Genomic DNA, 21,458 nt, shown 5'->3' with positions numbered 1-21,458 from the left:
TTGTCCCCTCACCGCCCGCGCGAGGCGAGCAGGGTGGTCTGGGCGAGCGCGGCGAAGACCTGGCCGTTCGGGATCTTGCTGGTGAGGACGGTGATGGGCTTGCGGACGCCGCGGCGGCGGAATCCGATCTGCCCCGCCGCATGGTGGATGGCATCCACCTCGGACCAGGGCACGAGCCGGCCGGCGTCGGTGATGCCCTGGCGGTTCACGCCGAAGCGGCCGAAGGTCACCGTCTCGCCGCCCTCGACGCGGGCGGCCGTGAGAGGTAGCTGGTGCTGTGCCACCGCGCCCTGGATGTGCGCGCCCAATTTATCGATATCCCAGGTGGTGTGGTTGTCGAGCACCACGGCCGCCCCGTCGGGAGTACGCACCGTGAACTTGTAGTCGATGGACTGCGTCGTGCCCCCTTTGACCCAGCGCGTGACATCGCTGTACGCCTCGACCGTCGACCACGGGAAGACCCGCGCGCGTCGCCCGCTCAGTTGCACCAGACCGGCGTCCAGCAGATAGATCTCGTCCCGGAACTTCACCAGCGACCGCACCATCGGGATCATCGTGTAGAGCGATGCGGCCGCGACGGCGCCCGTGAGCAGTCCGATCACCGGGCTGTCATCGCCGAAGGCGTGCAACGCGATACCGCCGAAGAGCGCGGCTACCAGCCCGGTGCCCACGAGTTTGAGAACGGTCGCCAGGCCGCGTCCCACTGTCGTCCGGTACTTGACGAAACGTGATCCCAAACCGTGTTTCGCGGCCGCCCTGCGCACCCCCTCGGGCGCGGCCTCGATCTCGGTCCACTCGAACGCGCCATCCGCTGCCATCCCCCACCTCTTTCGATCACCGGCGCGCATCCGGTCCCGATGCGCGATCCGAGACCCGCAGCGTGCCATGCGATCCGCCGGCTCGCCACCGATTTCGGCCTGCGCCGAAAGGAATCCGATCAGGGCTGTGACCGGATGGCGGCGGCTATGCGGGGGCGGAGTTCGGTGGCGGGGATCACGGCGTCTACGGAGCCGACTTCCACGGCGCGTTGGATGCTGTGGATGCGGTCGAATTCGGTGGCGAGGGCGGAGAGGTGTTCGGCGCGGACCTGGGTGCGGAGGTCGGCCAGTTCGGTGGTGAGGTCGGCGCGTTTTTCGGGGGTGTCGGTGATGGTGATGCGGTCTTCGAGGGTGCGGATGCGGGGGTCGGCGGCGGTGCGGGCGTCCACGGTGCGGGAGAAGACGACGGCGGCGGCGGGGGCGCCGCCGATCACCGAGGCGTAGGAGCCTGCTACCGCCAGGACGGTCATGGCGGGGTTGAGGGCCTTGGAGAAGACCACGAAGGCGCCGCCGTGGTAGCGGGAGATGACGGTGAAGACGATGGGGCCTTCGAAATTGACTATGGCGCGGCCTATTTCGGCGCCGTATTCGAGTTGGATGCGGCGCATGGATTCGGGGGAGCCGTCGAAGCCGGAGAGGTTGGCCAGGACGACCAGGGGGCGGTTGCCGCTGGCGGCGTTGATGGCGCGGGCCACCTTTTTCGAGGAGAGGGGGAACAGGGTTCCGCCGGTGAAGGATTCGGGGCCGTCGGCGGGTGGGAAGCCGTGGCGGGCCACGGGGCGGGATTCGATGCCGATGAGGCAGACCGGGCTGCCGTCGATGCGGGCGTCGGCGACCACGGCGGTTTCGGCTTCGGCCATGTCGGCCCAGCGCTCCAGCAGGGGGTGGTCCTGGTCGGAGACCGCGCGCAGGACGGCGCGAATCGAGAAGGGCTTCTTGCGATCCGGGTTGGCGGTCGCGGAGAAGATGGCGCCGACGGTGGTGAATTCGCTGTCGGGGTGCTCGTGCGGGTAGCCGGTGACGTCGCGGGTGATGGGGTCGGTGGTGGGGGCGCGGCGGGGGCCGGATTCGCCTTCCGCCACGTAGGTGTGGGCGTAATGCGCCATCAGGATGTCCTGTGCGGCAGCGAGATTCGGCGCGAAGTACTGGGCCTGGCCATTGGGTCCCATGACGCGGGCGTAACCGCCGATGCCGAAATTGTCCTCGGCGGAGACGCCGCCGGAGAAGTCCAGGGACTGTTTGCCGGTGAGCACCATGGCCGAGGCGGGCGTCATGACCAGAATGCCCTTGGTGTGCATGAGCATGGTGGCCTCGGCGTTCCAATACGGTTGCGCGCCGACATTGATGCCCGCCACCACGATATTGATCTCACCGCCGGCCTGGGTGAACCGCACGATGCGGCGCAGCGCCCGCGCCACCCAGTCCATGTTCTCGGTGCCGGAGTCCATGGCAATGCGCGCGCCCGCCGAGAGGGCGAACCATTCCACCGGAATCCCTTGCTGTTCAGCCAGATCCAGCGCGGCCACGATGCGGGCGCACTCCGGTTCCGAGACCGCGCCCAGCGCCGCGTGCGGATCGCCGAGCAGCACGATGCGCCGGATGCCCTCGGGATGCAGCGCGGTGGGCGTGCTGACGGCGCCGACCACGATCCCGGCCGTGTTGAGCCCGCGCGGCCGATCCACCTCGACCAGCGCGTCCCCGGCCAGGTCGAGTTCGGTGAAGCTGCCCTCGGGGCCGGTCAGCAGGTCGATCAGCTCGTAGGGGTACACCGCGCCGCGGCGCCGCGTGCGCAGCACCTTGCGGTGGTAGTCGTCCAGCGGCGGCAGCGGCTGCTCCGGCGGGGCGCCGACCGTCACCTCGGTGCCGCCGTCGCGGGTGTAGCGCAGCCGCGCCATCCGCAGGTCGTGCGATCCGTCCGCGCGGCGCACCCGGCCGTGCACGACGATCTCGCCGATGCCCGCGCGCACGATATGCGGTGCGGCCGTGCGCAACCACTCGGCCAGCAGCTCGGGCTCGGCCTCGATGACCGGGCGCACATCGAGCCAGATGGAATTGGGTTCGAGGCGGGTTCCGGCCGGGTCGAGTTCGCGGCGCGCCCGCGCGATGGCCTCGGCGCAGCCTTCCAGGGTGGCCTGCGCGCCGCGCACGCCGACGATCGCCCCGGTCTCGTCGCGGACCGGTTCGAAGCGCCGCACCTGTGCCATGGCGACGAGTCGTTGATCGGACGAATTCTGTTTGGCCTCGATGTGATACAGCATGGAATCCGCCGCGGCGGGCAGCCGGTTCAGGTGGAATTCCCGCAGCCGCCACAGGTGCAGCCGCCGCGCGACAAGGGGGTGCACGCCGCGGATCACGCTGTCCTCCACCAGCTCTCCGTCACGGCGGCGGAAGGTGTAGTGCTCGACCGGCCCGTCCTCGGCGGGCGGCACCGCCACGGTAATGCGCCGCGCCTGCTCCGCGATCCCGGTGGCGCGCAGCGCGTTCAGCAGTTCCTCCGCCCGCTCGGGCACCGAGCCGGGTCCATCCGGCCAGGCCAGCAGCAGGTCGACCACCGGCACGTGATTCTCGGGTCCGGCGGCCAGGATGGCGTTCACCCCGGCGACCAGTGAGCTGTCGTCGCCGGAGCCCAGATCCGCCATCCGGCCGATCCCGGCGACGCAGACCGTGGGCACCGTGTGATGCGGCCGCAGTTCGAGCTGGTAGTCACAGCTCGCGAAGACCCGCCCGCCGACCACCAGGGTGCGCACCGAACCCAGCCGCTGCTCGCCGTAGCGGCGGCGGCACAGCACCTCCAGCAGCGGCTGATCGGGTACGAATCCCTGCTGCCGCAGCCGCGCCAGCACGATCCCGTCGAGGGTTTCGGGCACCTCGGCGAGCGCGGCGAGGCGCTCGGCGCGCTCACGGGAGGCCGGAATGGTGGCGAGGGCCCGCAGTTCGTCGGCGGCCGCGGCCAGCAGGGCGGTGCGCGCCGCCTCGGCCTCCGGATGCAGGTACCAGCGGGACACGACGCTGCGCGCCAGATCCGCGGGCAGCGGCGCCCGCCCGCCCAGCACCGTGATCAGCCGTTCCAGGGTGGCGCGCACGGCCTCACCCTCGGGCCGCGGATCGCCCAGCCACATCTTCAGCAGTTCCTGCACGGTGTGCACATGGGCGTCGAAGTTCTTGGTGGCCAGCACAATCCGGTACACGGCCTGTTCGAGCTCGGGTGTGCGGGTGAATCCGCCGACCCCGTAGCGGTGCAGCGCGCTGGTCAGCGCCTGCCGGAATCCGGCCGACAGCGCGCCGCGGTTCACGTCCAGGCTCTGCAGGTAGATGTGCAGCTGTTCGCGACGGCTGCGATGGGAGTCGGCTTCGGGCCGGAAGTCGCACAATTCGGCGATATCGCAGAACGATTCGAGGATCTCGCATTCGGCGGAGTGCACGTCACCGGTCTCGGCGACCAGTGCCGCGCGGTCCCGCAGGTACCGCGCCAGCGCGCCATCGGGTCCGGTCGATCGATCGAAACCCAGGACAGTCCAATTGATTTCGTTCAGCATTGCCGGCGCCGCGGCGGCCACCGGCGGCTCGTCGAGCGCGGGCAGCAGCAGATCGACGGGCTCGGCCGACTCGGCCTCTGTTGCCTCGCCCAGCGGTTCCAGCTGCGCCAGTAGCGTTCCGGTGGCGACCTGGCTGCCCACCGAGACCAGCAGCGCCCGCACCCGGGCGTCGAAGGGCGCCGGGACCACGGTTTCCATCTTCATGCTCTCCAGCACCAATACTGGTGCGCCCGCGGCGATCTCGGCCCCCGCCGCCACCGGCGTGGCCACCACCAGCGCCGGGGCGAGCGCACGCACCGCACCGCCCTCGTCGCGGCTGACCCGGTGCGTGACGCCGTCCACCTCGACCACCTGCACGATGCCGTGTGTGGCGGTGACGATCCGGTAGGTCCGCTCCCCCACCGTCAACCGGCTCGAATACCGGTCGCGCCGCAGGAAATCCACATCGAAGCGGGCATCCCCGTCGATGCCGATCCGGAACCGCGCGGGCCCGATCCGCTCCGCGGTCACCCGATGCCCACGCCCGGCCAGCTTCACCTCGACCGCGCGCACCGGTTCGTCCAGCAGCTGCGGCCGCCCGCCACGCCCGGTCTCCCACAATCGGATCCGGCGCGCGGCCTCATCGTCCTCGTAGCCGGCGATGGCCGCGGCGGCCAGGGCGATGCCGGTGTGATGCGGCGCGATGAGTTCCCCCGCGCCGCGCGCCCGATCGACCCAGCGGGTGTCCGCCGTGGCCGCCACCACCTCGGGGGCCTCGAGCAGCGACATGACCAGGCTCTTGTTGGTCGCCCCGCCCTCGATGACCACGGTGGTCTCGGCCACCGCGCGCCGCAGTCGCGCCAGCGCCTCGTCCCGATCCCGCCCGTAGGCAATGATCTTCGCGATCATGGAGTCGAAATCCGGTGGGATCTCATCGCCTTCGACGACCCCGGTGTCGATGCGAATGCCCGGTCCGGCGGGCCAGCGCAGCAGTTCGATCCGCCCCGGTGCGGGCGCGAAGTCGCGATCGGGATCCTCGGCATTGAGCCGCGCCTCGACGGCGTGCCCGCGCTCGACCGGCCGCTCCCCGGTCAGCCGCAGGCCCGCCGCCACCTCCAATTGCGCCTTGACCAAGTCGATTCCGCAGGTCACCTCGGTGACCGGATGTTCGACCTGCAGGCGGGTGTTCACCTCCAGGAAGGCGAACAGGCGCTCCTGCGGCTGGTACAGGAACTCCACCGTCGCGGCCCCGCAGTACCCGACCTTGGCGACCAGCCGCTCGGCCGATTCCTTCAGCTGCGCGATCTGGGCGGCGTCCAGCAGCGGCGACGCCGATTCCTCGATGATCTTCTGATTGCGCCGCTGCACCGTGCAGTCGCGCACACCCAGCGCCCATGCCCCGCCGTGCGCGTCCGCGATCACCTGCACCTCGATATGACGCGCCCCCGTGACCAGCCGTTCCAGGAACACCGTCGGGTTGCCGAAGGCGCGGGCCGCCTCCTCCCCGGTCCGCGCGTAGGCCTCCCGCAATTCCGCGGGCGTGGTGACAATGCGAATTCCGCGCCCGCCGCCGCCGGCGGTCGCCTTCAGCATGAGCGGATACCCCACCTGCTCGGCCACATCCAGGGCCGCCTCCAGGGTCTCCACCGGCCCGCGACTCCACGCCGCGACCGGCACCTCGGCCGCCTCGGCCAGCAGTTTCGCCCCGATCTTGTCGCCCAGTGCCCGCATGGCCGCGGCGCTCGGCCCGATGAATGTCACCCCGGCGCGATCGCACACCTCCACGAACGCGGGCTCCTCGGCCACGAAACCCCAACCGGGCCACGCCGCCTCGGCCCCGGTGGCGATGAGCGCCCGCTCCAGGACGGCCAGGTCGAGATAGGGCCGCGCGGAAGCCGGTCCCAGGCAGTAGCTCTCGTCGGCTTCCCGCACGAATCCGGCGTGCCGCTCGCCCTCGGTGTAGAAGGCAATGGTCCGCAATGGTTCCCGGTTCCGGTGCTCGGCATTGAACTCGCGCACCGCATGAATCAGCCGTCGCGCTGCTTCACCGCGATTGACAATGGCGATACGCGTGAACATGGAGACTCCTCCAATAATGAGCGGGATTTCGTCGACTTCGACAAAGAGAGATCCGATCGGCGACGCCGCCGCGGCAACCGAGAAATATCATTCCCGCGATCGGCTCGCCAACCCCTACCCGCCGCTCCCCACCCCTATCCGAACCCTGTTGCGCCGCAACGCACCTGTGTGACCAGCAACGAGAGGAAATCCCGAAGCAGGGGTGAGAATTATCAATTCACCGCGCGATCGGCCGACCCCTATCGCGGGACGACCGGCATAGACCATTCCTTGGCGAGCGCGGATAGGATTCGGGTTTCGGTCTGCAAATCGTCGCCGCCCGGCATATCGAGCCCGGCGGAGGAGTCCGGTTGTGCTCCGGCCAGTTTCGCCGTGACGGCGGCGGCGAGCCGTCGCGCGGTCACGCGCAGGTCCGTGCGCTCCGTATCGGCGGGTGGCGCGTACGGCGAGAGGGCGAGGATGGCGTCGTCGATCTCGATCACCATGCGGTGCAGGCGATAGGTGTCGTCGGCGTCGGCCGGGCGCGGCTGCACCACCTCGGGGCACACGCCGGTGAGGTCCTCCCACAGCGGCGTCAGATCGGCGATGGCGCGGGCGGCCGGATCGCCGCGCACGATATCGATCAGGCGCAGCACCAGCGGGATCGCCGCGAGGGGTGTGAAGGCGATGATGTCGGCCACGAACGCCATGCGGTCGGTGTGCGCGGCGTATTCGGTGAACCCGTTGACATGCCCGGTCGCGCGAATGAACGAGGTGGTGAGTCCGAAGGTGAGACTGCAGATCAGCCCGGTGAAGATCGCCAGGAACAGCCCGTAGAACAGCCGCGCCCCGAGCGGCGGACGGGCGCGCAGCTCCTGGATGCAGGCGCCGACGATCAGCACCGCGCACGCGTACGGGAACACGACGAAGAACACCGTCATCGGCGCCGCCTGCCAACCCGGATACTGCAAGACGATCCCGCCGCCCGCGACCACGGCATCGCCCAGGATCAGGTACCCGAGCCCGAGCAGCACGGCCGCGGTGTAGACCCGCACCGGCGCCGGTGGATTGCGTTGGCGGGTATGCGAGATCATCAGATACGCCGCCGCGGTGACCACGATCATCAACGCGTTCGCGAGCTGATATTGCCGCGCCGGGCTCACGAACGGCAGCAGCGCCGTGAGCCGCAGCTGGGCCGTCTCGATCAGCAGCAGCCACGCCAGCGTCGATCCCACCAGCGCCACATTGATCTGCCGATTGGCGAACGTGTCATGGCACCAGCGCAACCGCAGCGCGGTCACGGTCGCGGTCAGCGCCCACAGCGGCCAGGCGAACGCCTCCGGCAGCGAGGAATGCGGCGGCAGCATCAGCGCCGCCCGAAGCTGTTGCGCAGCGGCGCGAAGGGCCGCCGCCGGATGGCGGGCATGATGAGATTCGCGAAACTCTCCGCCTCGAGCTCCTTGTCGGTGTCGAAAGCGCCGCGCGCCAGCATATTCCCCATGCGGGCGACCGAGTCCGGCCCGACGAAGCCGCCGAGGTACTCCCCGAGCGCCTCGTGAATGCGCTCACCCTCGTGTCCCAGGGGGCGCGGACCGCTTCGATCTCGGCGGCGCAGACGACGCGGCCGAGTATCCCGCCGGCCGCGGTCGCGATCTGCGCGTTCTGCTCGGCCCGATCGTCGGAGCGTCCGAGCAACCCGCACAGCCGGTTGACTCGATCCGCAACGACATTCATACCGAGCCTTCTCCTGCATCCTGACGCGCCCGCGCGAGCCTGCCGGAGAATCTACCCGCCAGGGCGTCCGGAATGTCGGGGGCACGGCCGATCAGCCAGCGCCGGTACAACTTGTCCTCGTAGTCCGGATCGTCCTCGGACACCGGTGTGCTCAGCAGCTCCCCGAAGGCCTGCTCCACCAGGGGCGGCGGCGCGGCGTCCGGACGCCAGTTCCGTTCCAGCAGGTCGGTGAGATACAGACCGAGCAGCCGGCCCAGATGGGTATTGAGCCGGTCGACCGAGGACCGCAGTCCACGCTCGTCGACCGGATCCGTCCCGAGGGCGGCATTGAGCTCGATCTGAGTGTTGAACAGCTGCAAAGCCAATGCGGCCGGAACCGCCACGACCGCGGTGCCCGCGTCCAGCGTCCGCTGTTCGGCGCGGGCGCGCGGCTTCTCCCCACGCCAATACGCGCGGGCGGCACTGCCGCTGTGCCAGGACAGCGCCTGATCCAGGCGGCGGAAGGTGACCGGTTTCGGCGCGGGCCCCAGCGTCGCGGCCTCCACGCGCACCAGCGTGCGCCGCGTCGGCCCGCCGGCGGCGATGACATCGTCGAGGCTGACATTGAGTTCGCGTCGCCGCTCCCGCACACACGCCGCGAGAAACGTAGCGTACTCCGGTTGGTTTTGCACCAGTTTTCCCCTACAGCTCGCCGAATGACTCGGCCGCTGTCCCTCAGAGCGGTGAACAGCCTGCAATGTACCTCAGCAGGCTACTCCCGTGGCGCGCCGTTGATTCCGCGTTTTCTACCGATTTTTCTTGCCGCCGAATGCCGGGCTCGCCTAGGCTCAGGCCGACGAACCGGGTCCGGTGCACCGAACTGGTTGAGGAGGGGAGAGTTCGGCGCACCGTCCGGTTCGCTACCAGGCCATATTGGCGTAGCTCACCAGAGTGTCCTGGCTCTCCTGCGACAGCTTCCAGGTGCCGCCGATGTTCTTCCAGGTCAACGGGATCGGGTAGGAGTACGAGCCGAGGCGGCTGTTCAGGGTGGCATTGAGGACGTCACCGTCGACGGTGACCGGGCCCGAAACATCCCAGGAGTAGCCGGGAATGCGGTTGATGGTCTGGCCGACCACCGCGATCGCCGCGGCATCGCCGGACTCGAGCTCGGCGGCGGAGCCATTGAGCGCGGCCTGCAGCTTGCCCTGGAGTTCACCCGGGCTCGGCGTGGCCGGAGCGGCGACGGCGGCGGGAGCGGTGACCACGACGACGGCGGCGACCGGGGACAGCAGGGCGGCGGTCGCCAGCGAGGCCGCGACGAGTGAACGGATCATGGGGCAAGACTCCTCGTATGTAGGTAAGCCTAAGCATATTGCACGATATCGGCGGCCGGTCAACCACCTGAAACCCGAAAAGTGACGCATCAGGCAGACGCGGGGGCCAAGGGCCGAGCCGGCAGGTGCAGGTGCGGCCACTGCCGGATATCGCGCCGCAACTGCCGGTCGTGGGTGGCCACCACCACCGCCGCGGCGCTCGCCCGCAGGGCCTCGGTGAGCTCGTCCACCAGCGCGATGGACAAGTGGTTGGTGGGCTCGTCGAGCAGCAGCAGATGCGGGCGCGCGGCCAGCGCGCACGCCAGGTCGAGGCGACGCTGCTGTCCCATGGACAGCTCGCCCAGCCGCTTGTTCGCGTCCTCGGTCGACAGCACACCGAGTTCGGCGAGATCGACCACCTCGTCCGCGGCGAGCAGCCCGCCCGACACCAGGCCGGCGGTGAACGCGGCGTAGGCATCCCGGGCCCGGCGTTGCGGCTGTTGCGCGGACTCCTGGCGCAGCAACCGGATTCGCGCCCGGCGTGCCCGGTGCACGGTCCCGGCGGTGGGCTCCAGCGTCCCGGCGAGCACTTCCAGCAGCGTCGACTTGCCGGCGCCATTGGCGCCCGTGATCACCAGGCGATCACCGGAATCCAGTGTCACGCCGACGGGTTCGCGCAGCCGCTGATCGACCATGATCTCCTCGGCCCGGATCAGGGTCACGCCGGGCCGGGATGGCATGGCGGGCATGGTGAATCGCCGCGGTGGCGGCGGTCCGTCGACGCTGTGGCGGTCCAGGGCGTCCTGGCGGCGATGGACCGCGCGGGTGAGGGCGCCCGCGCGGGTGGCGCGCTGATGTTTTCCGGTGCCCTTGTCCGGCCGCCAGCCCGTGACCAGGCGGTCCTGGGCGGCGGTCAGATCCTGGGCGAGCCGCTCGGCCTCGGTGCGCTGCTGCTTGTACTCCTGCTCCCAGCGTTCCCGTTCGGCCGCACGGCCTTTCCGATATCCGGCGTAGCCGCCGCCGTAGACGCGCGGGCGGCCGTCCCGGGTGGGATCGAGATCGATCACGGTCTCCGCCACATCGGACAGCAGCGCCCGGTCGTGGCTCACCAGCACCACGCCGCCGGCGAAGCCGCGCAACGCCGCGGTGAGGAATTCCAGTGCGGCACTGTCGAGATGGTTGGTCGGCTCGTCCAACAGCAGGAAATCGTGTCCGGCGCCGAGCATTACGGCCAGGCGCACCCGATATCGCTGTCCCACCGACAGTGTCGCGAGCGGGCGCTGCCGGTCGGTGATCGCACCGAGCCCCTCGAGCGCGACCCGCACCCGCCGGTCGGCGTCCCAGGCGTCGAGCAGTTGCACGAGATCCAATGCGGCACTGTATTCCTCGTCCGCACCCGGTCGCTCCGCGGTGAGCGCCGCCGTCGCCGCGTCGAGCCGGTCCAGCGCGGCTCGCGCCGGGGCGAGCTGTTCGTCGATGACATCGCCGATGTCGCGCTCGTCGTGATCGGGCAGTTCCTGCGTCGCCAGCGCCAGCGTGCCGATCCGCTGCACCGCACCGGAATCCGGGGCGAGCTCCCCCGCCAGCACATGCAGCAGCGTGGATTTGCCGCGGCCGTTCTCGCCGACGATCGCCCAGCGCGACCGCGGCGACACCGTCAGATCGACGCCGTCGAGCACGAGCTGGCCACCGCGCTCCACGCGCACGGCCGTACAGGTCAATTGCGCCCGCTCACGGGCAGGATGAGTCCAGATGGTCATGTTCTTCCTCCGGGCACGCCCGTAGACCGCGAGGTATCGCGAAAAAGAGGATGGCGTGCCGTGATTCGATGAGTCGCGCGCACGACGGCGCGTCAGGACATCACGAGAGAGTCCCGCACGACTCGCTCGGGCGGTGCGGGACTCGAGGGGAATCAGAGATACATCTGGTAATTCACGAGATCGACCCTAACAAGGGCCGCCGGTGACCGGCCAGCGAATATTCCCGTGACCGCCGCCACGCTGCTCCCGGCCGGGCGCGAGTGGACGCGGCCCGGCTCGGTGGCCGACCATGGGCAGATGTCGCTCAGCACGTACCAAGCCGATCTGTTCGAGGCCTCCCGAGGCCGCCTGGAGGCGATCGCCTATCGGCTGCTGGGATCGGCGAGCGATGCCGAGGATGCGGTGCAGGACACGTACCTGCGCTGGCACGCCGCGGACCGCGAGCTCATCGAGACGCCGGAGGCGTGGCTGACGAAGGTGCTCACCAATATCTGCCTCAATCAGCTCACCTCGGCGCGCGCCCGGCGGGAAACCTATGTGGGGCAGTGGCTCCCCGAGCCGATTCTGGCGGGTGACCGCATGCTCGGCCCGGCCGACACCGCCGAGCAGCGCGAATCGGTCTCCATGGCCATGCTCACCGTCATGGAGCGGCTCTCCCCCAATGAGCGCGTGGTGTACGTGCTGCGCGAGGCGTTCGGCTACTCCCATCGCGAGGTCGCCGAGATCCTGGATCTCACCGAGGTGAACTGCCAGCAGATCTACCGCCGCGCCAAACAGCACGTCGGCAGCGAACGCGCCCGCACCACGGTCGACGCGGAGGCCGCGCGCAAGATCGTCGAGGAGTTCCTGGCCGCGGCGCTCAGCGGCGATACCGAGCCGCTGGCCCGGCTGCTCACCGACAATGCGTTCAGCATCGCCGACGGCGGCGGCAAGGTGCACGCCCGCAAGACCCCGGTCCTCGGCGTGGCCCGGGTCGCCCGCTACCTGCACAACCTGTTCCATCCCAACGCCGCCAAGCGGGCGCTGGTCGACGGCGTCCCGAGCATCTACGCCGTCGAGATCAACGGCGGGCCGGCCGTGCTGCTCGAGATCGGCGGGCAGGTGTACGGCGTCTTCAGCATCGAGGCGACCGCCGACGGCGTCGCGGCGATCCATATCCAGGTCAATCCGGACAAGCTGGTGCACCTCCAGCGTCAGTGGGCCGCCGCCGGACCTCAGCGGCCCTACCGCACGGGGTGGTGACCCACATCACAACGCTTTCCTGTCAGGGTTCGGGCAGCTGTCCGGTTCAGGGTGTGAGTCCAACCCGATAGGAGCCAGCCATGAAGCACCGCATCGTCGTCCTCGGAGCCGGGTACGCCGGAGCCATCACCGCGGGCCGCCTCGCCAAGCGGCTGCACCGCGACGACGTCGAGATCACCATCGTGAACGCCGATCCCGACTTCGTGGAACGCGTGCGCATGCACCAGCTCGCCAGCGGCCAGGACCTGCCGCAGCGCCCGTTGCGAGAGATCTACGCGGGCACCGGCGTTCAGGTCCGGATCGCGCGGGTCATCGCGGTCGACGCGGACCGCAGGACCGTCGAGCTCACCGGCGAGCGCGGCGCCGAGACCCTCGGCTACGACACCCTCGTCTACGCCCTGGGCAGCACCATCGCCGACTACGGCGTTCCCGGTGTCGCCGACCACGCCCACAATGTCGCGAGCAAGGCGGCCGCGCTGCGGGTGCGCGAACGGCTGAACGAGCTGGCGGCGGGTGCGCGGGTGCTGATCGTGGGCGGCGGTCTGACCGGACTCGAGGTGTCCGCTGAGATCGCCGAGGCGCGCCCGGATCTGAAGGTCGCGATCGCCGCCCGCGGCGGTCTCGGCGATTGGCTGGACGAGAAGGCGCAGCGCTACCTGCGCGCCGCCTTCGACCGCTTCGGCATCACCGTCCACGAGCAGACCGAGGTCACCCGTGTGGAAGCGAAGGGCGTGGTGACTTCGGACGGGGAGATTCCGGCCGAATTGACCGTGTGGACCGCGGGTTTCGAGGTGCACCCGATCGCGGCCGCCAGCACGCTGGAGGTATCCGGAAACGGGCGGATCGTCGTCGACGCCACGCTGCGCTCGGTCTCGCATCCGGATGTGTACGCCTTCGGCGATGCCGCATTCGTCATCGGGCAGGGCGACAGGCCGCTCCGGATGGGCTGCGCCACAGCGATTCCCATGGCCTGGCAGGGCGCCGACGCCCTCGCCGCGCGCCTGACCGGCCGCAAGGTTCCCGATGCCCCCATCGGCTACGCCAAGCAGTGCATCAGCCTGGGCCGCCGCGATGCCGTCATCCAGCATGTGACCCCCGAGGATCAGCCCACGCCCAAGGTGACCACGGGCCGCATGGGCGCGCGCATCAAGGAACTCATCTGCGCCTCGACGGTGTGGAGCGTCAACCACCCGACGCTGATGCTGCCCAGCCGTCGCCGTCACCTCGTGACGGCGCGCGACGCGCAGACCACTGTCGTCGCCGGGTGACGGGCTCGCGCCGCTCACTCGGCGGCGGACAGCGCGCTCTCCCACTCGTTCGGATGGCCGTGCAGGGACGGGTCGTAGAGCACCACGAACCGGAATCGCTGGGGCGCCGATAGTGGAAACGGGCCGACGGCCAGCTCCTCGGAGGTGTAGCGATCATCGCTCATGGTGCGCACCCAGGTCGGCGTCCCACCCTGCCGGTCGATCCACTTCTGGAACACCGACCGCGACGGTTTGGCCGCCATGATCACCGACATCAACGGCAACTCCTCGAGTTCGCCGGTGGTGGACACAAACCGCAAGCCGTCGCTCATACCCGTGATCCCCTCATCCTGGTGGCACACCGAACAGGCCGCGCCGTTTGCTACACCGTCGCCCCACAGCTCACCAAGGCGCTCCGCGTAGGTCAATCCCCGGCGGCCATTCGTTCGAGTCCAGCGGCATTGACGACGCGGGCGAGAACGACCCGCACCGGACCCGCGCCCGGGATCACCGTCGCCACTGTCCACTGCCGTTAAGCTGGCGAAATCGACTCGCCGCAGGGTTCCCGGAAGGTCGCCGCCGAGGCTCGGCCGGGCGGCGAGACCGCGGCGTGGCTGTGCTTCGCGGGCTGTCTGATCGCGGTGTTCATGCAGATGGTCGACGGGACCATCGTGACCACGGCGCTGCCGCGGATCACCGCGGATCTGGGGGCGTCGGCGCAGGCGCAGTTGCTGGTGGTGTCCGGGTATGCGCTGGCGTTCGCGTGCACGCTGCTCACGGCGGCGCGGCTCGGGGAGCTGGTGGGGCGGCGGATCATGTTTCTGGGGTCGGTGGCGGGGTTCACGGCGGCGTCGGTGTGGTGCGGGATGGCGGGCAGCGCGGGCGAGCTGGTGGCGGCGCGGGTGGTGCAGGGCGGGGCGGCGGGCGGGATGGCGGCGCAGACCATTGCCATTGTGGGAGCGAGCTTTCCGCGCAGCAGGCATGCGCAGGCGTTCGCCGTGTACGGGGCGGTGGCCGGATTCGCGGGGATGGTGGGGCCGATTCTGGGTGGGGCGCTGGTGACGGCGGATGTGTTCGGACTCGGATGGCATTCGATATTCCTGATCAATGTGCCGCTCGGGCTGATCGCGTTCGGGCTGGCGCTGCGATATCTGCACCTGGGGCGGCCGGAGCGGCGAGAGCGGCTGGATCTGCCCGGGGCCGTGCTGTCGAGTGCGTGCCTGTTCGCCTTGCTGGTCGCGCTCACCGATATTCAGCAGAATGGCTGGCGGGCAGGACCATTGGCGATGATCGCGGTGGCGGCGGCCGGAGCGGCGGTGTTCGTGGCGCAGCAGCGGCGGGCCGCGCGGCGGGGCGGGGCCGCGCTGGTGCGTTTCGATGTGTTCGGCGATCGCGGCTTCGCACTCGGGTCGGTGCTGATCACGGTGTTCTTCGGCTTGTTCACCGCGTTCGTGTTCGCGATCTCCATTACTTTGCAAGAGGTGCTGCGGTTTTCGCCGTGGCAGACCGGCTTGCTCATGACGCCGTTCGCCATCGGCGCCTGCGCGGGTGCGCTGGCCTCACCGATGCTGGTGCGGCGCTGGGGAGTTCGCGTGCTGGCGGCGGGTATCGCCGGATTCGGCGCGTGGGTCGCCATCGGGGCCGGATACCTGTCTCTGACCGGCGGCGCGATATCGGTTCCGCTGGTGGCCGGTCCGGTGGTGCTGGCGGGGCTCGGGGTCGGATTGTTCTCCGTGCCACTGCAACCGGTCATCTTGTCCGGCCTGGATCAGCGGCAGCTGGATGCGACCTCGGGGCTGGTGCCGACCATCGAGCAGATCGGCAACGCGCTGGGGCTGGCCCTGCTGAGCGCGGTGTTCTTCCGCGCGCACACCCTGTCCGGCAGCGTCACCATGTTCGCGGCGATCGCGGTGGCGGCGCTCGGGACCGCCGTGCTGACCCTCGCCCTGCCCGAACCGGCGGATCGCCGCTGAACCGCTACACCCCGAGCGCGCCGGCGAACAGCGGCCAGGAGTTGTGCAGATCGTCCTCCCAGTACGGCCAGGCGTGCGTGCCGTCGCGATGCACCACGGTGGCCGGGATGCCGAGCGCGGCCAGCCGGTCGGTCAGCGAGGAAGTGCATTGCCGGACAACGGCTTCCATAACGCCGCCGATCGCCATGCGATCCGCCAGCCGGGCGGCGTCACCCGCGATGGAGGGCGCGGCGAGGGTGTCGTGCACGCCCGGCGCGCCATTGCCCGCCGAAATGTAGAGCGCCACACCGCGCAGCCGGTCGGCGTTGAGCACCGGATCGTGGGCATTCCAGGCCGGATTGTCGGCCGCACCCCACATATTGGCGGCATTCGCGCCGAACAGCTGCAGCTGCGAATGCACGTAGAAGCGGGCGAGCGGGTCACTGGTGCGCGGGCAGCCGCTGTAGGAGCCCACCGCCTGGAACCGGCCCGGCGCCTCGATGGCCAGATTCAGCGCCGAGGTCGCCGACATCGATGTTCCGGCAACGGCATTGCGGCCGGTCATGCCGAAATGCGAGTCCATCAGCGGCTGCAATTCGTCGATCAGGAAGGCCGACCACTTGTTGCGGCCCAGGACCGGATCATCGGACATCCAATCGGTGTAGAAGGAGGCGCGCCCGCCGATCGGCTGGATCACATTGACCGGTTTGTCGGCGAAGAACCGGGCGGCATCGGTGCGATTGGTCCAGGGGCCGCCGGATTCGCCGCCGTCGACGGCATTGAGCAGATACAGCGCGGGGGCCGGACCGCCCGGATGCGAGACCCACACCGGGATCGCCCGGCCCATGGCCGCCGAGTAGACGACGACCTCGAATTGGCGGCCGCCGAGCGGGCGGACCTCGAGGATCGCGGATCCAGGATCGGCGGCAGCCGGTAATGGCAACAGAGCAGCGAATGCCGAAACGAAGACGATCAGGCAGCGCGCGAGCCGATGCATGAATGGAGTATCCCGCGAGAAGGAGCGATTTTCCGTGATCAACGGGCGTGTTCATCGGCGGAATGTATGCGCAACGCCGTTATTTCACCCACCTTCGGACCCTCGACATGCATTCGCTCGGCAATAGCCCACCGCAGTTTGCGCGGCAGATCCGGTGCGAACCGGCTGAAGTACGCGTACAGCCAGTCGGTGCGACCCACCAGAAAGGGGAAGTCGGTGGTCATCATCGGGCGCAGCACCAGCATCGGCACCGGCGCGTCCAGGGGATGGAAGTCGCGATTCCACAGTCCCGGCACCGCGCAGCCCGGATAGAACTGCCCGAGCATCAAGCCCTGGGCGACCACCTGGGTCTTGCGTGCCCGGTGCACGGCATCGATCAGGTCGTAGCGGGTGAGTTCCGGGAAGACGGTAATGAGCGTCGACCGCGCCGCGCCCGCCGGATCCTCCCGCCGCAGTCCGCCGTACACCTCGACCGCGTCCTCGACGATCCGGTGCATTCCCTCGATCGGCAGCTCGTCGCCGCCGGTCGCGCAGCCGGCCCAGACGAGTTCCCGTGCGGCACTGTGCCGCACGAACGGGCACACCGGTCCCGGCCGGCCCAGCTCCGGATGCGGTTGCAGCAGATGATCGGTCATCCATTGCGTGAGCACCGCGGCCGCGGGTCCCTGCCGCGCCCAATCCTGCGGGTCGGCATACACATTGCACCAGCGCACGCCCGAGCGCGTCCCGGTCCTCATCACGCGTCCCCGCGATCCAGGTGAGCGGCGAGCAGCGGGCCGATGACCGCCACGACATCGGCATTGCAGAGCTGGGCGTGGGTGGCCTGCACCGGATGTTCGATGAGCGCCCCGGTGACGTGCGGGCGCCACATCTGCGCGTCGAGCAGCTCGGTGACCCCGCGGGTCGCCGAGAAGTACAGCAGGTCACCGTCGAAGACGCCGGGCCGGTATCCGTGCGACAGCCGCACACCGTCGGCGTACCCGCGATGCAGGCGGGTCAGCTGGTCGGCGGTCAGTCCCGTGCCGAATGATGCTGCGGCGGTGGCCAGTTCGGCGGCCGCCTGGTCGGCGGTGAGGTCGGGCAGGGCATCGCCGTCCTCGGGTTCGTCGCCGAGCAGGTGGGTGAGCAGATCGCGCATGCGCGGCACCGGCGGCGGGGGCATGTCGTCGGGAAAGATGACGCTGTCGAGCATGGCGAGGGTGGCGACGGCCGCGCCGCGGGCGCGCAGGCGGACCGCGATGGCGTGTGCGATCTGACCGCCGAGTGACCAGCCCAGCAGGTGATATGGGCCGTCGGGCTGGACGCGCACGATCTCGTCCACATAGCCGTCGGCGAGATCATCGATGGCGGCGCCGCAGCGCGGTGTGCCGTCGAGCGTCAGCGCTTGCAGACCGTAGACGGGACGGTCGGCGACCTGCCGGGCCAGGCCGGAATAGCACCAAGCCAACGGGACGGCGGAGTGCACGCAGAACAGCGGCGGCCGGGATCCGGTGCGGCGCAAGGTGAGTACGACGCCGAGCGCGTCGTCTCCGGCCGCGTCGCCGGGATCGGCCAAGCGGGCGGCCAGCTCGCGCACGGTCGGGGCGGCGTAGAGCCAGCGCACCGTCACCGGCAGCCCGGTGGCGGTGGCGAGCTCGGCCGACAGCGCCACGCCCAGCAGCGAGTTCCCGCCCAGTTCGAAGAAGTCGTCGTCGCGGCCGGCGCGGGGGGCTCCGGTGATCGCTGCGAAATGGTCGGCGACCAGGCGCTCGAGTTCGGACTCGGGCGCACGGTAGGGCCGCTCCCCCATCGGCGGTTCGGGCAGGGCGGATCGATCGATCTTGCCGTGCGTGGTGACGGGCAGGCGGTCCAGTTCGACGAGCTGCGCGGGAATCAGTGCGGCGGGGAGCGATTCGCGCAGGCGGCGAATGAGGTCGGCGTGGTCGAGGTCGAATCCCGCTGCGGGGACGACATATCCGATCAATCGGGTGCCGCGCGCGGATTCGTGGGTGGTTGCGACCGCGTGCGCTATCTCGGGGAGCGCCATCAGCGCGGCCTCGACCTCGGCGGGCTCGGCGCGGCGGCCGCGCAGGGTCAGCTGATCGTCGGCGCGGCCGAGGAATTCGAGCGCGCCGCCGGGTGTCGCGCGGACGAGATCGCCGGTGCGATAGACGCGTTCGCCCGTGCCGTGCGGATCGGCGACAAAGCGTTCGGCCGTCGCACCCGGACGGCCGTGATAGCCCGCCGCCACGCCGGGGCCGCCCAGATACGCCTCGCCCTGTCCGCAGGGCGGGACCGGGTGCAGGCGGGCGTCGAGGATCGATGCCCGCACGCCGGGCAGCGGCGGTCCTATCCGGACCGGGTCACCGGGGATCAACGCCGTGGATTGCGTTGCCATGACAGTGGTTTCGGTGGGTCCGTAGCCGTTGAACAGACGCAGGGCGGGAGCCCAGCGGGCGACCAGGTCGGCGGGACAGGCTTCGCCGCCCACGACCGCGACTCGCAGGTCCGGCGCCTGAGCGGGGGTCAGGGTGGCCAGTACGGCCGGGGTGGTGAGGAAGTGGGTGATCGCGGCCTCGCGCAGCAGTGCAGCCAGGTCGGCTCCGGCGACCACCGCGGGGGGTTCGACAATCAGCCGCGCACCGGCCGCGAAGGCGGCCAGCAGTTCCAGCAGATGCGCGTCGAAGGACGGCGCGTGAGCATGCAGGACGCGTGAGTCCTGGTCTACGCCATAGTGTTCGACAATGTAGTCGGTGAGCGGGCCGAGGCCGCGGTGGGTGACCACGACGCCTTTCGGAGTCCCCGTGGTACCCGAGGTGTAGATCAGGTAGGCGGGATGGCCGGGGCGCAGCGGGCTGGTCCGCTCCGTATCACGGATGGGTGTGCTCGACCGCCGCCGGACTCGTGCCAGGGTGCTCGGATCATCGAGTGCCAGCCACGCCGGTTCCGAGGGCAGCGTGTCGCGGACGGCGGTCAGCGTCAAACCCAGGCGGGCTCCGGAATCCGCGGCGACGGTGGCCGATCGGCGAGCCGGATCGGCGACGTCGATCGGTGCGAAGGCGGCGCCGGTCTTCGCGATCGCCCAGACCGCGAGGACCGATTCGGCCGAGCGGGGCACGGCCACGAGGACGAACCCGCCTGGGCCGGCTCCCGATTCGATCAGCTCGCGCGCCCACCGCGACGACAGTTCGTCGAGCTCATGGTAGGTCCAGAGGCGCGAGCCGTCCTGCAGCGCGACCCGATCGAGCACCCTATCGCTGGAACCTCCGCTACCGGAATCGCCGATCAGCCTGGCGCGCAGGAGATCAGGTAACAGGCGGCCGGAGTCCACCGCCGCGTCGACCGGTGGCGCGTGGACCGGATCCAAGGTTCGGACCTTGCGCTGCGGATCGGCCAGGAAACGGTCCAGGTACTCCAGGAACCGCCGGTGATGCGCGGCCAGATCGCCGGCCGAGTACAGCTCCGGGTTGCCCTGCATATCGATGGTGATCGAGTCGTCGCCGGGCCCGAGTTGATAGCCGTTGATCAGCAGGTCTTCCACCGGGCCGAGCGCCAGCAATCGGATTCGCGCGGTGTGCGGCCCCATGCGGAGCGGCTCCACCGCGCCGAGCAGGTTCAGAACGGGGCCGAAACCGCCTCGCGCGGTGTGGTTCACGCCGCGGTCGCGTTGGATGTCCTCGTAGCGGTAGCGCTGATGGCGCAGTGCCCCGATCAGGCGGGCGCGGACGCGGTCGACGGCTTCCGCGACGGTGACGTCGCGGAAGCCGTTCAGCCGCAAGGGAACCACATTGGAGACCGATCCGGCCGAGCGGCGCAGGGCCGCGGTCGGGCGGGCCGCCACCGGCAGGGACAGCAGGATTTCATCGGTCCCGGTCATGGCGGCCAGGTAGCAGGCGAAGGCCGCGATGGTCAGTTCCGGGAACGTGTGGCCGGATCGCTCGTGCCAATCCGTCAGGCGGGCGGCGGTTGCCGGTGGGAGCGTGGCGTCCACTCGGTGCGGAGGTCGAGGCCGGGATGCCGGGCGTCCGGCCAGGCGAACCGGATCGGGCATGTCCGCCAACTGCTCCGACCAGTAGTCGCGATCGGTTGCCGCGCGCGGCGACTCGGCGTAGGCGCGTTCCTCGTCCAGGAGCTCGGCGATCGTGAGCGGGGGCGGGGTGCGCGACGCGGCGGTCACCGGGACGGAATCCGTGGTGGCGGAATACAACTCGAAGGTCCGCTGGAGTACGGCGGCCGCACCCAGGCCGTCCAGGGCGATGTGATGGCTGCGCAGGTACAGGAGGTGGACGTCGGGTTCGATGCGGAACAGGGTCGCGACGGTCAGGCGGTCGGTGAGCAGGTTCAGCGGCGTGGTGTAGTCGCGCTCCATCCATTCCAGGGCGGCGGCCTCGGGGGCGGGGTGGGCGGCGAGGTCCCGGTAGGCCATCGGAGCGAAGGCTTCGGGGTCCAGGAACTGCTGTGGATAGCCGCCGTCGAGGCGGAAGCTGACATGGGGCGACTGCAACTCCCAGACGGCCCGCTGGGCGGCATCGCGCAGGGCCTCCAGCTGGACCGGGCCGCGCAGCTCCAGATACAGCGCGACCGTATTCGGCACCTCCGGATACAACTGCTGCGCCACCCACCAGCGCAGTTGCGCCACCGACAGCGGAAGCCCCGCGTGCGGGGCGGCGATCGCCGCCCCGGATCGTGACACCTCCAGGTCCCCATCGGCTCGCGCCAACGCGCCTCCTCACGCCCCGAACACCAGTGATCGAACCGTCCCGCTGGCAACCTACGGCATCCGCTCGTATCGATCATGGAAGAACCGCCGTGCACGCCCCGCACTGATACGGCACGAATCGGCCGCCCCCGGCCCCGGCAACGA

At 70.0% G+C, this 21,458-nt stretch carries 14 protein-coding genes; 3 read left to right on the top strand and 11 right to left on the bottom strand.

All coding sequences use genetic code 11. The features are described from left to right. Positions 1-8: 8 nt before the first annotated feature. The 7 genes from ACFVIV_RS11210 to ACFVIV_RS11180 all read right to left on the bottom strand — a co-directional run bounded on the left by ACFVIV_RS11210 (position 9) and on the right by ACFVIV_RS11180 (position 11,177). Positions 9-818 carry a DUF6585 family protein gene (locus tag ACFVIV_RS11210; protein ID WP_379195023.1) on the bottom strand — a complete coding sequence of 270 codons (810 nt, stop codon included), beginning with the start codon at positions 816-818 and terminating at the stop codon, positions 9-11. Between the two features lie 119 nt (positions 819-937). Beyond that, complete coding sequence (locus tag ACFVIV_RS11205) at positions 938-6,412, bottom strand: carboxyl transferase domain-containing protein (RefSeq protein WP_379195021.1); 5,475 nt, start codon at positions 6,410-6,412, stop codon at positions 938-940. A 239-nt stretch (positions 6,413-6,651) separates the two neighbouring features. Continuing rightward, positions 6,652-7,758 (bottom strand): MAB_1171c family putative transporter, encoded by a 1,107-nt coding sequence (locus ACFVIV_RS11200; RefSeq protein ID WP_379195019.1) that lies wholly within the window; start codon positions 7,756-7,758, stop codon positions 6,652-6,654. Next, on the bottom strand, positions 7,758-7,892 hold the full coding sequence (locus ACFVIV_RS11195) for a hypothetical protein (protein ID WP_379195017.1): 135 nt from the start codon (positions 7,890-7,892) through the stop codon (positions 7,758-7,760). Before ACFVIV_RS11195 ends, ACFVIV_RS11200 begins: the two co-directional genes overlap by 1 nt. 229 nt (positions 7,893-8,121) lie before the next feature. Further along, positions 8,122-8,796 carry a hypothetical protein gene (locus ACFVIV_RS11190; RefSeq protein WP_379195016.1) on the bottom strand — a complete coding sequence of 225 codons (675 nt, stop codon included), beginning with the start codon at positions 8,794-8,796 and terminating at the stop codon, positions 8,122-8,124. Positions 8,797-9,024: 228 nt separating this feature from the next. Continuing rightward, positions 9,025-9,438, bottom strand: coding sequence for a hypothetical protein (locus ACFVIV_RS11185; protein ID WP_379195014.1), 414 nt, complete (start codon positions 9,436-9,438; stop codon positions 9,025-9,027). Between the two features lie 89 nt (positions 9,439-9,527). After that, positions 9,528-11,177, bottom strand: coding sequence for an ABC-F family ATP-binding cassette domain-containing protein (locus ACFVIV_RS11180; RefSeq protein WP_379195012.1), 1,650 nt, complete (start codon positions 11,175-11,177; stop codon positions 9,528-9,530). A 297-nt stretch (positions 11,178-11,474) separates the two neighbouring features. Between ACFVIV_RS11180 and ACFVIV_RS11175 the strand changes: the two genes are divergently transcribed. Together ACFVIV_RS11175 and ACFVIV_RS11170 are read left to right on the top strand one after the other, a co-directional pair. Continuing rightward, complete coding sequence (locus ACFVIV_RS11175; protein ID WP_379195626.1) at positions 11,475-12,419, top strand: RNA polymerase sigma-70 factor; 945 nt, start codon at positions 11,475-11,477, stop codon at positions 12,417-12,419. A gap of 80 nt (positions 12,420-12,499) precedes the next feature. Then, the gene (locus ACFVIV_RS11170) at positions 12,500-13,687 is read left to right on the top strand and encodes an NAD(P)/FAD-dependent oxidoreductase (RefSeq protein WP_379195010.1); all 1,188 of its coding nucleotides are present in this window, start codon (positions 12,500-12,502) and stop codon (positions 13,685-13,687) included. Between the two features lie 14 nt (positions 13,688-13,701). Here the strand turns inward: ACFVIV_RS11170 and ACFVIV_RS11165 are convergent, their stop codons facing one another. Next, the gene (locus ACFVIV_RS11165) at positions 13,702-13,998 is read right to left on the bottom strand and encodes a hypothetical protein (protein ID WP_379195008.1); all 297 of its coding nucleotides are present in this window, start codon (positions 13,996-13,998) and stop codon (positions 13,702-13,704) included. Positions 13,999-14,307: 309 nt separating this feature from the next. Here ACFVIV_RS11165 and ACFVIV_RS11160 point away from each other — a divergent pair, with 309 nt between their 5' ends. After that, complete coding sequence (locus ACFVIV_RS11160) at positions 14,308-15,639, top strand: MFS transporter (protein WP_379195006.1); 1,332 nt, start codon at positions 14,308-14,310, stop codon at positions 15,637-15,639. A gap of 4 nt (positions 15,640-15,643) precedes the next feature. On the opposite strand, the gene ACFVIV_RS11155 is transcribed toward ACFVIV_RS11160, so the two are convergent. Genes ACFVIV_RS11155 through ACFVIV_RS11145 form a run of 3 tightly spaced genes read right to left on the bottom strand, consistent with a single transcriptional unit; the run spans position 15,644 to position 21,314 of the window. Beyond that, complete coding sequence (locus ACFVIV_RS11155; RefSeq protein ID WP_379195004.1) at positions 15,644-16,615, bottom strand: alpha/beta hydrolase; 972 nt, start codon at positions 16,613-16,615, stop codon at positions 15,644-15,646. Positions 16,616-16,653: 38 nt separating this feature from the next. Beyond that, positions 16,654-17,352 (bottom strand): DUF6875 domain-containing protein, encoded by a 699-nt coding sequence (locus ACFVIV_RS11150; RefSeq protein ID WP_379195002.1) that lies wholly within the window; start codon positions 17,350-17,352, stop codon positions 16,654-16,656. Then, positions 17,352-21,314: an amino acid adenylation domain-containing protein gene (locus ACFVIV_RS11145; RefSeq protein WP_379195000.1), complete on the bottom strand. Its 3,963-nt coding sequence runs from the start codon at positions 21,312-21,314 to the stop codon at positions 17,352-17,354. The genes ACFVIV_RS11150 and ACFVIV_RS11145 overlap by 1 nt, the downstream gene beginning before the upstream one ends. Positions 21,315-21,458: the final 144 nt, after the last annotated feature.

This window comes from Nocardia sp. NPDC127526 (assembly GCF_042672265.1).
Classification (GTDB): Bacteria; Actinomycetota; Actinomycetes; order Mycobacteriales; family Mycobacteriaceae; genus Nocardia.
The sequence above is the reverse complement of the archived record's forward strand: the minus strand, read 5'-3'. Positions and strand labels throughout refer to the sequence as shown.

Coding starts and splice junctions, on each gene's coding strand:
- ACFVIV_RS11205 (WP_379195021.1), bottom strand. CDS start 6,412: ATGTTCACGCGTATCGCCATTGTCAATCGCGGTGAAGCAGCGCGACGG.
- ACFVIV_RS11200 (WP_379195019.1), bottom strand. CDS start 7,758: ATGCTGCCGCCGCATTCCTCGCTGCCGGAGGCGTTCGCCTGGCCGCTG.
- ACFVIV_RS11185 (WP_379195014.1), bottom strand. CDS start 9,438: ATGATCCGTTCACTCGTCGCGGCCTCGCTGGCGACCGCCGCCCTGCTG.
- ACFVIV_RS11210 (WP_379195023.1), bottom strand. CDS start 818: ATGGCAGCGGATGGCGCGTTCGAGTGGACCGAGATCGAGGCCGCGCCC.
- ACFVIV_RS11170 (WP_379195010.1), top strand. CDS start 12,500: ATGAAGCACCGCATCGTCGTCCTCGGAGCCGGGTACGCCGGAGCCATC.
- ACFVIV_RS11165 (WP_379195008.1), bottom strand. CDS start 13,998: ATGAGCGACGGCTTGCGGTTTGTGTCCACCACCGGCGAACTCGAGGAG.
- ACFVIV_RS11150 (WP_379195002.1), bottom strand. CDS start 17,352: ATGAGGACCGGGACGCGCTCGGGCGTGCGCTGGTGCAATGTGTATGCC.
- ACFVIV_RS11180 (WP_379195012.1), bottom strand. CDS start 11,177: ATGACCATCTGGACTCATCCTGCCCGTGAGCGGGCGCAATTGACCTGT.
- ACFVIV_RS11195 (WP_379195017.1), bottom strand. CDS start 7,892: ATGGGGAATATGCTGGCGCGCGGCGCTTTCGACACCGACAAGGAGCTC.
- ACFVIV_RS11155 (WP_379195004.1), bottom strand. CDS start 16,615: ATGCATCGGCTCGCGCGCTGCCTGATCGTCTTCGTTTCGGCATTCGCT.
- ACFVIV_RS11175 (WP_379195626.1), top strand. CDS start 11,475: ATGTCGCTCAGCACGTACCAAGCCGATCTGTTCGAGGCCTCCCGAGGC.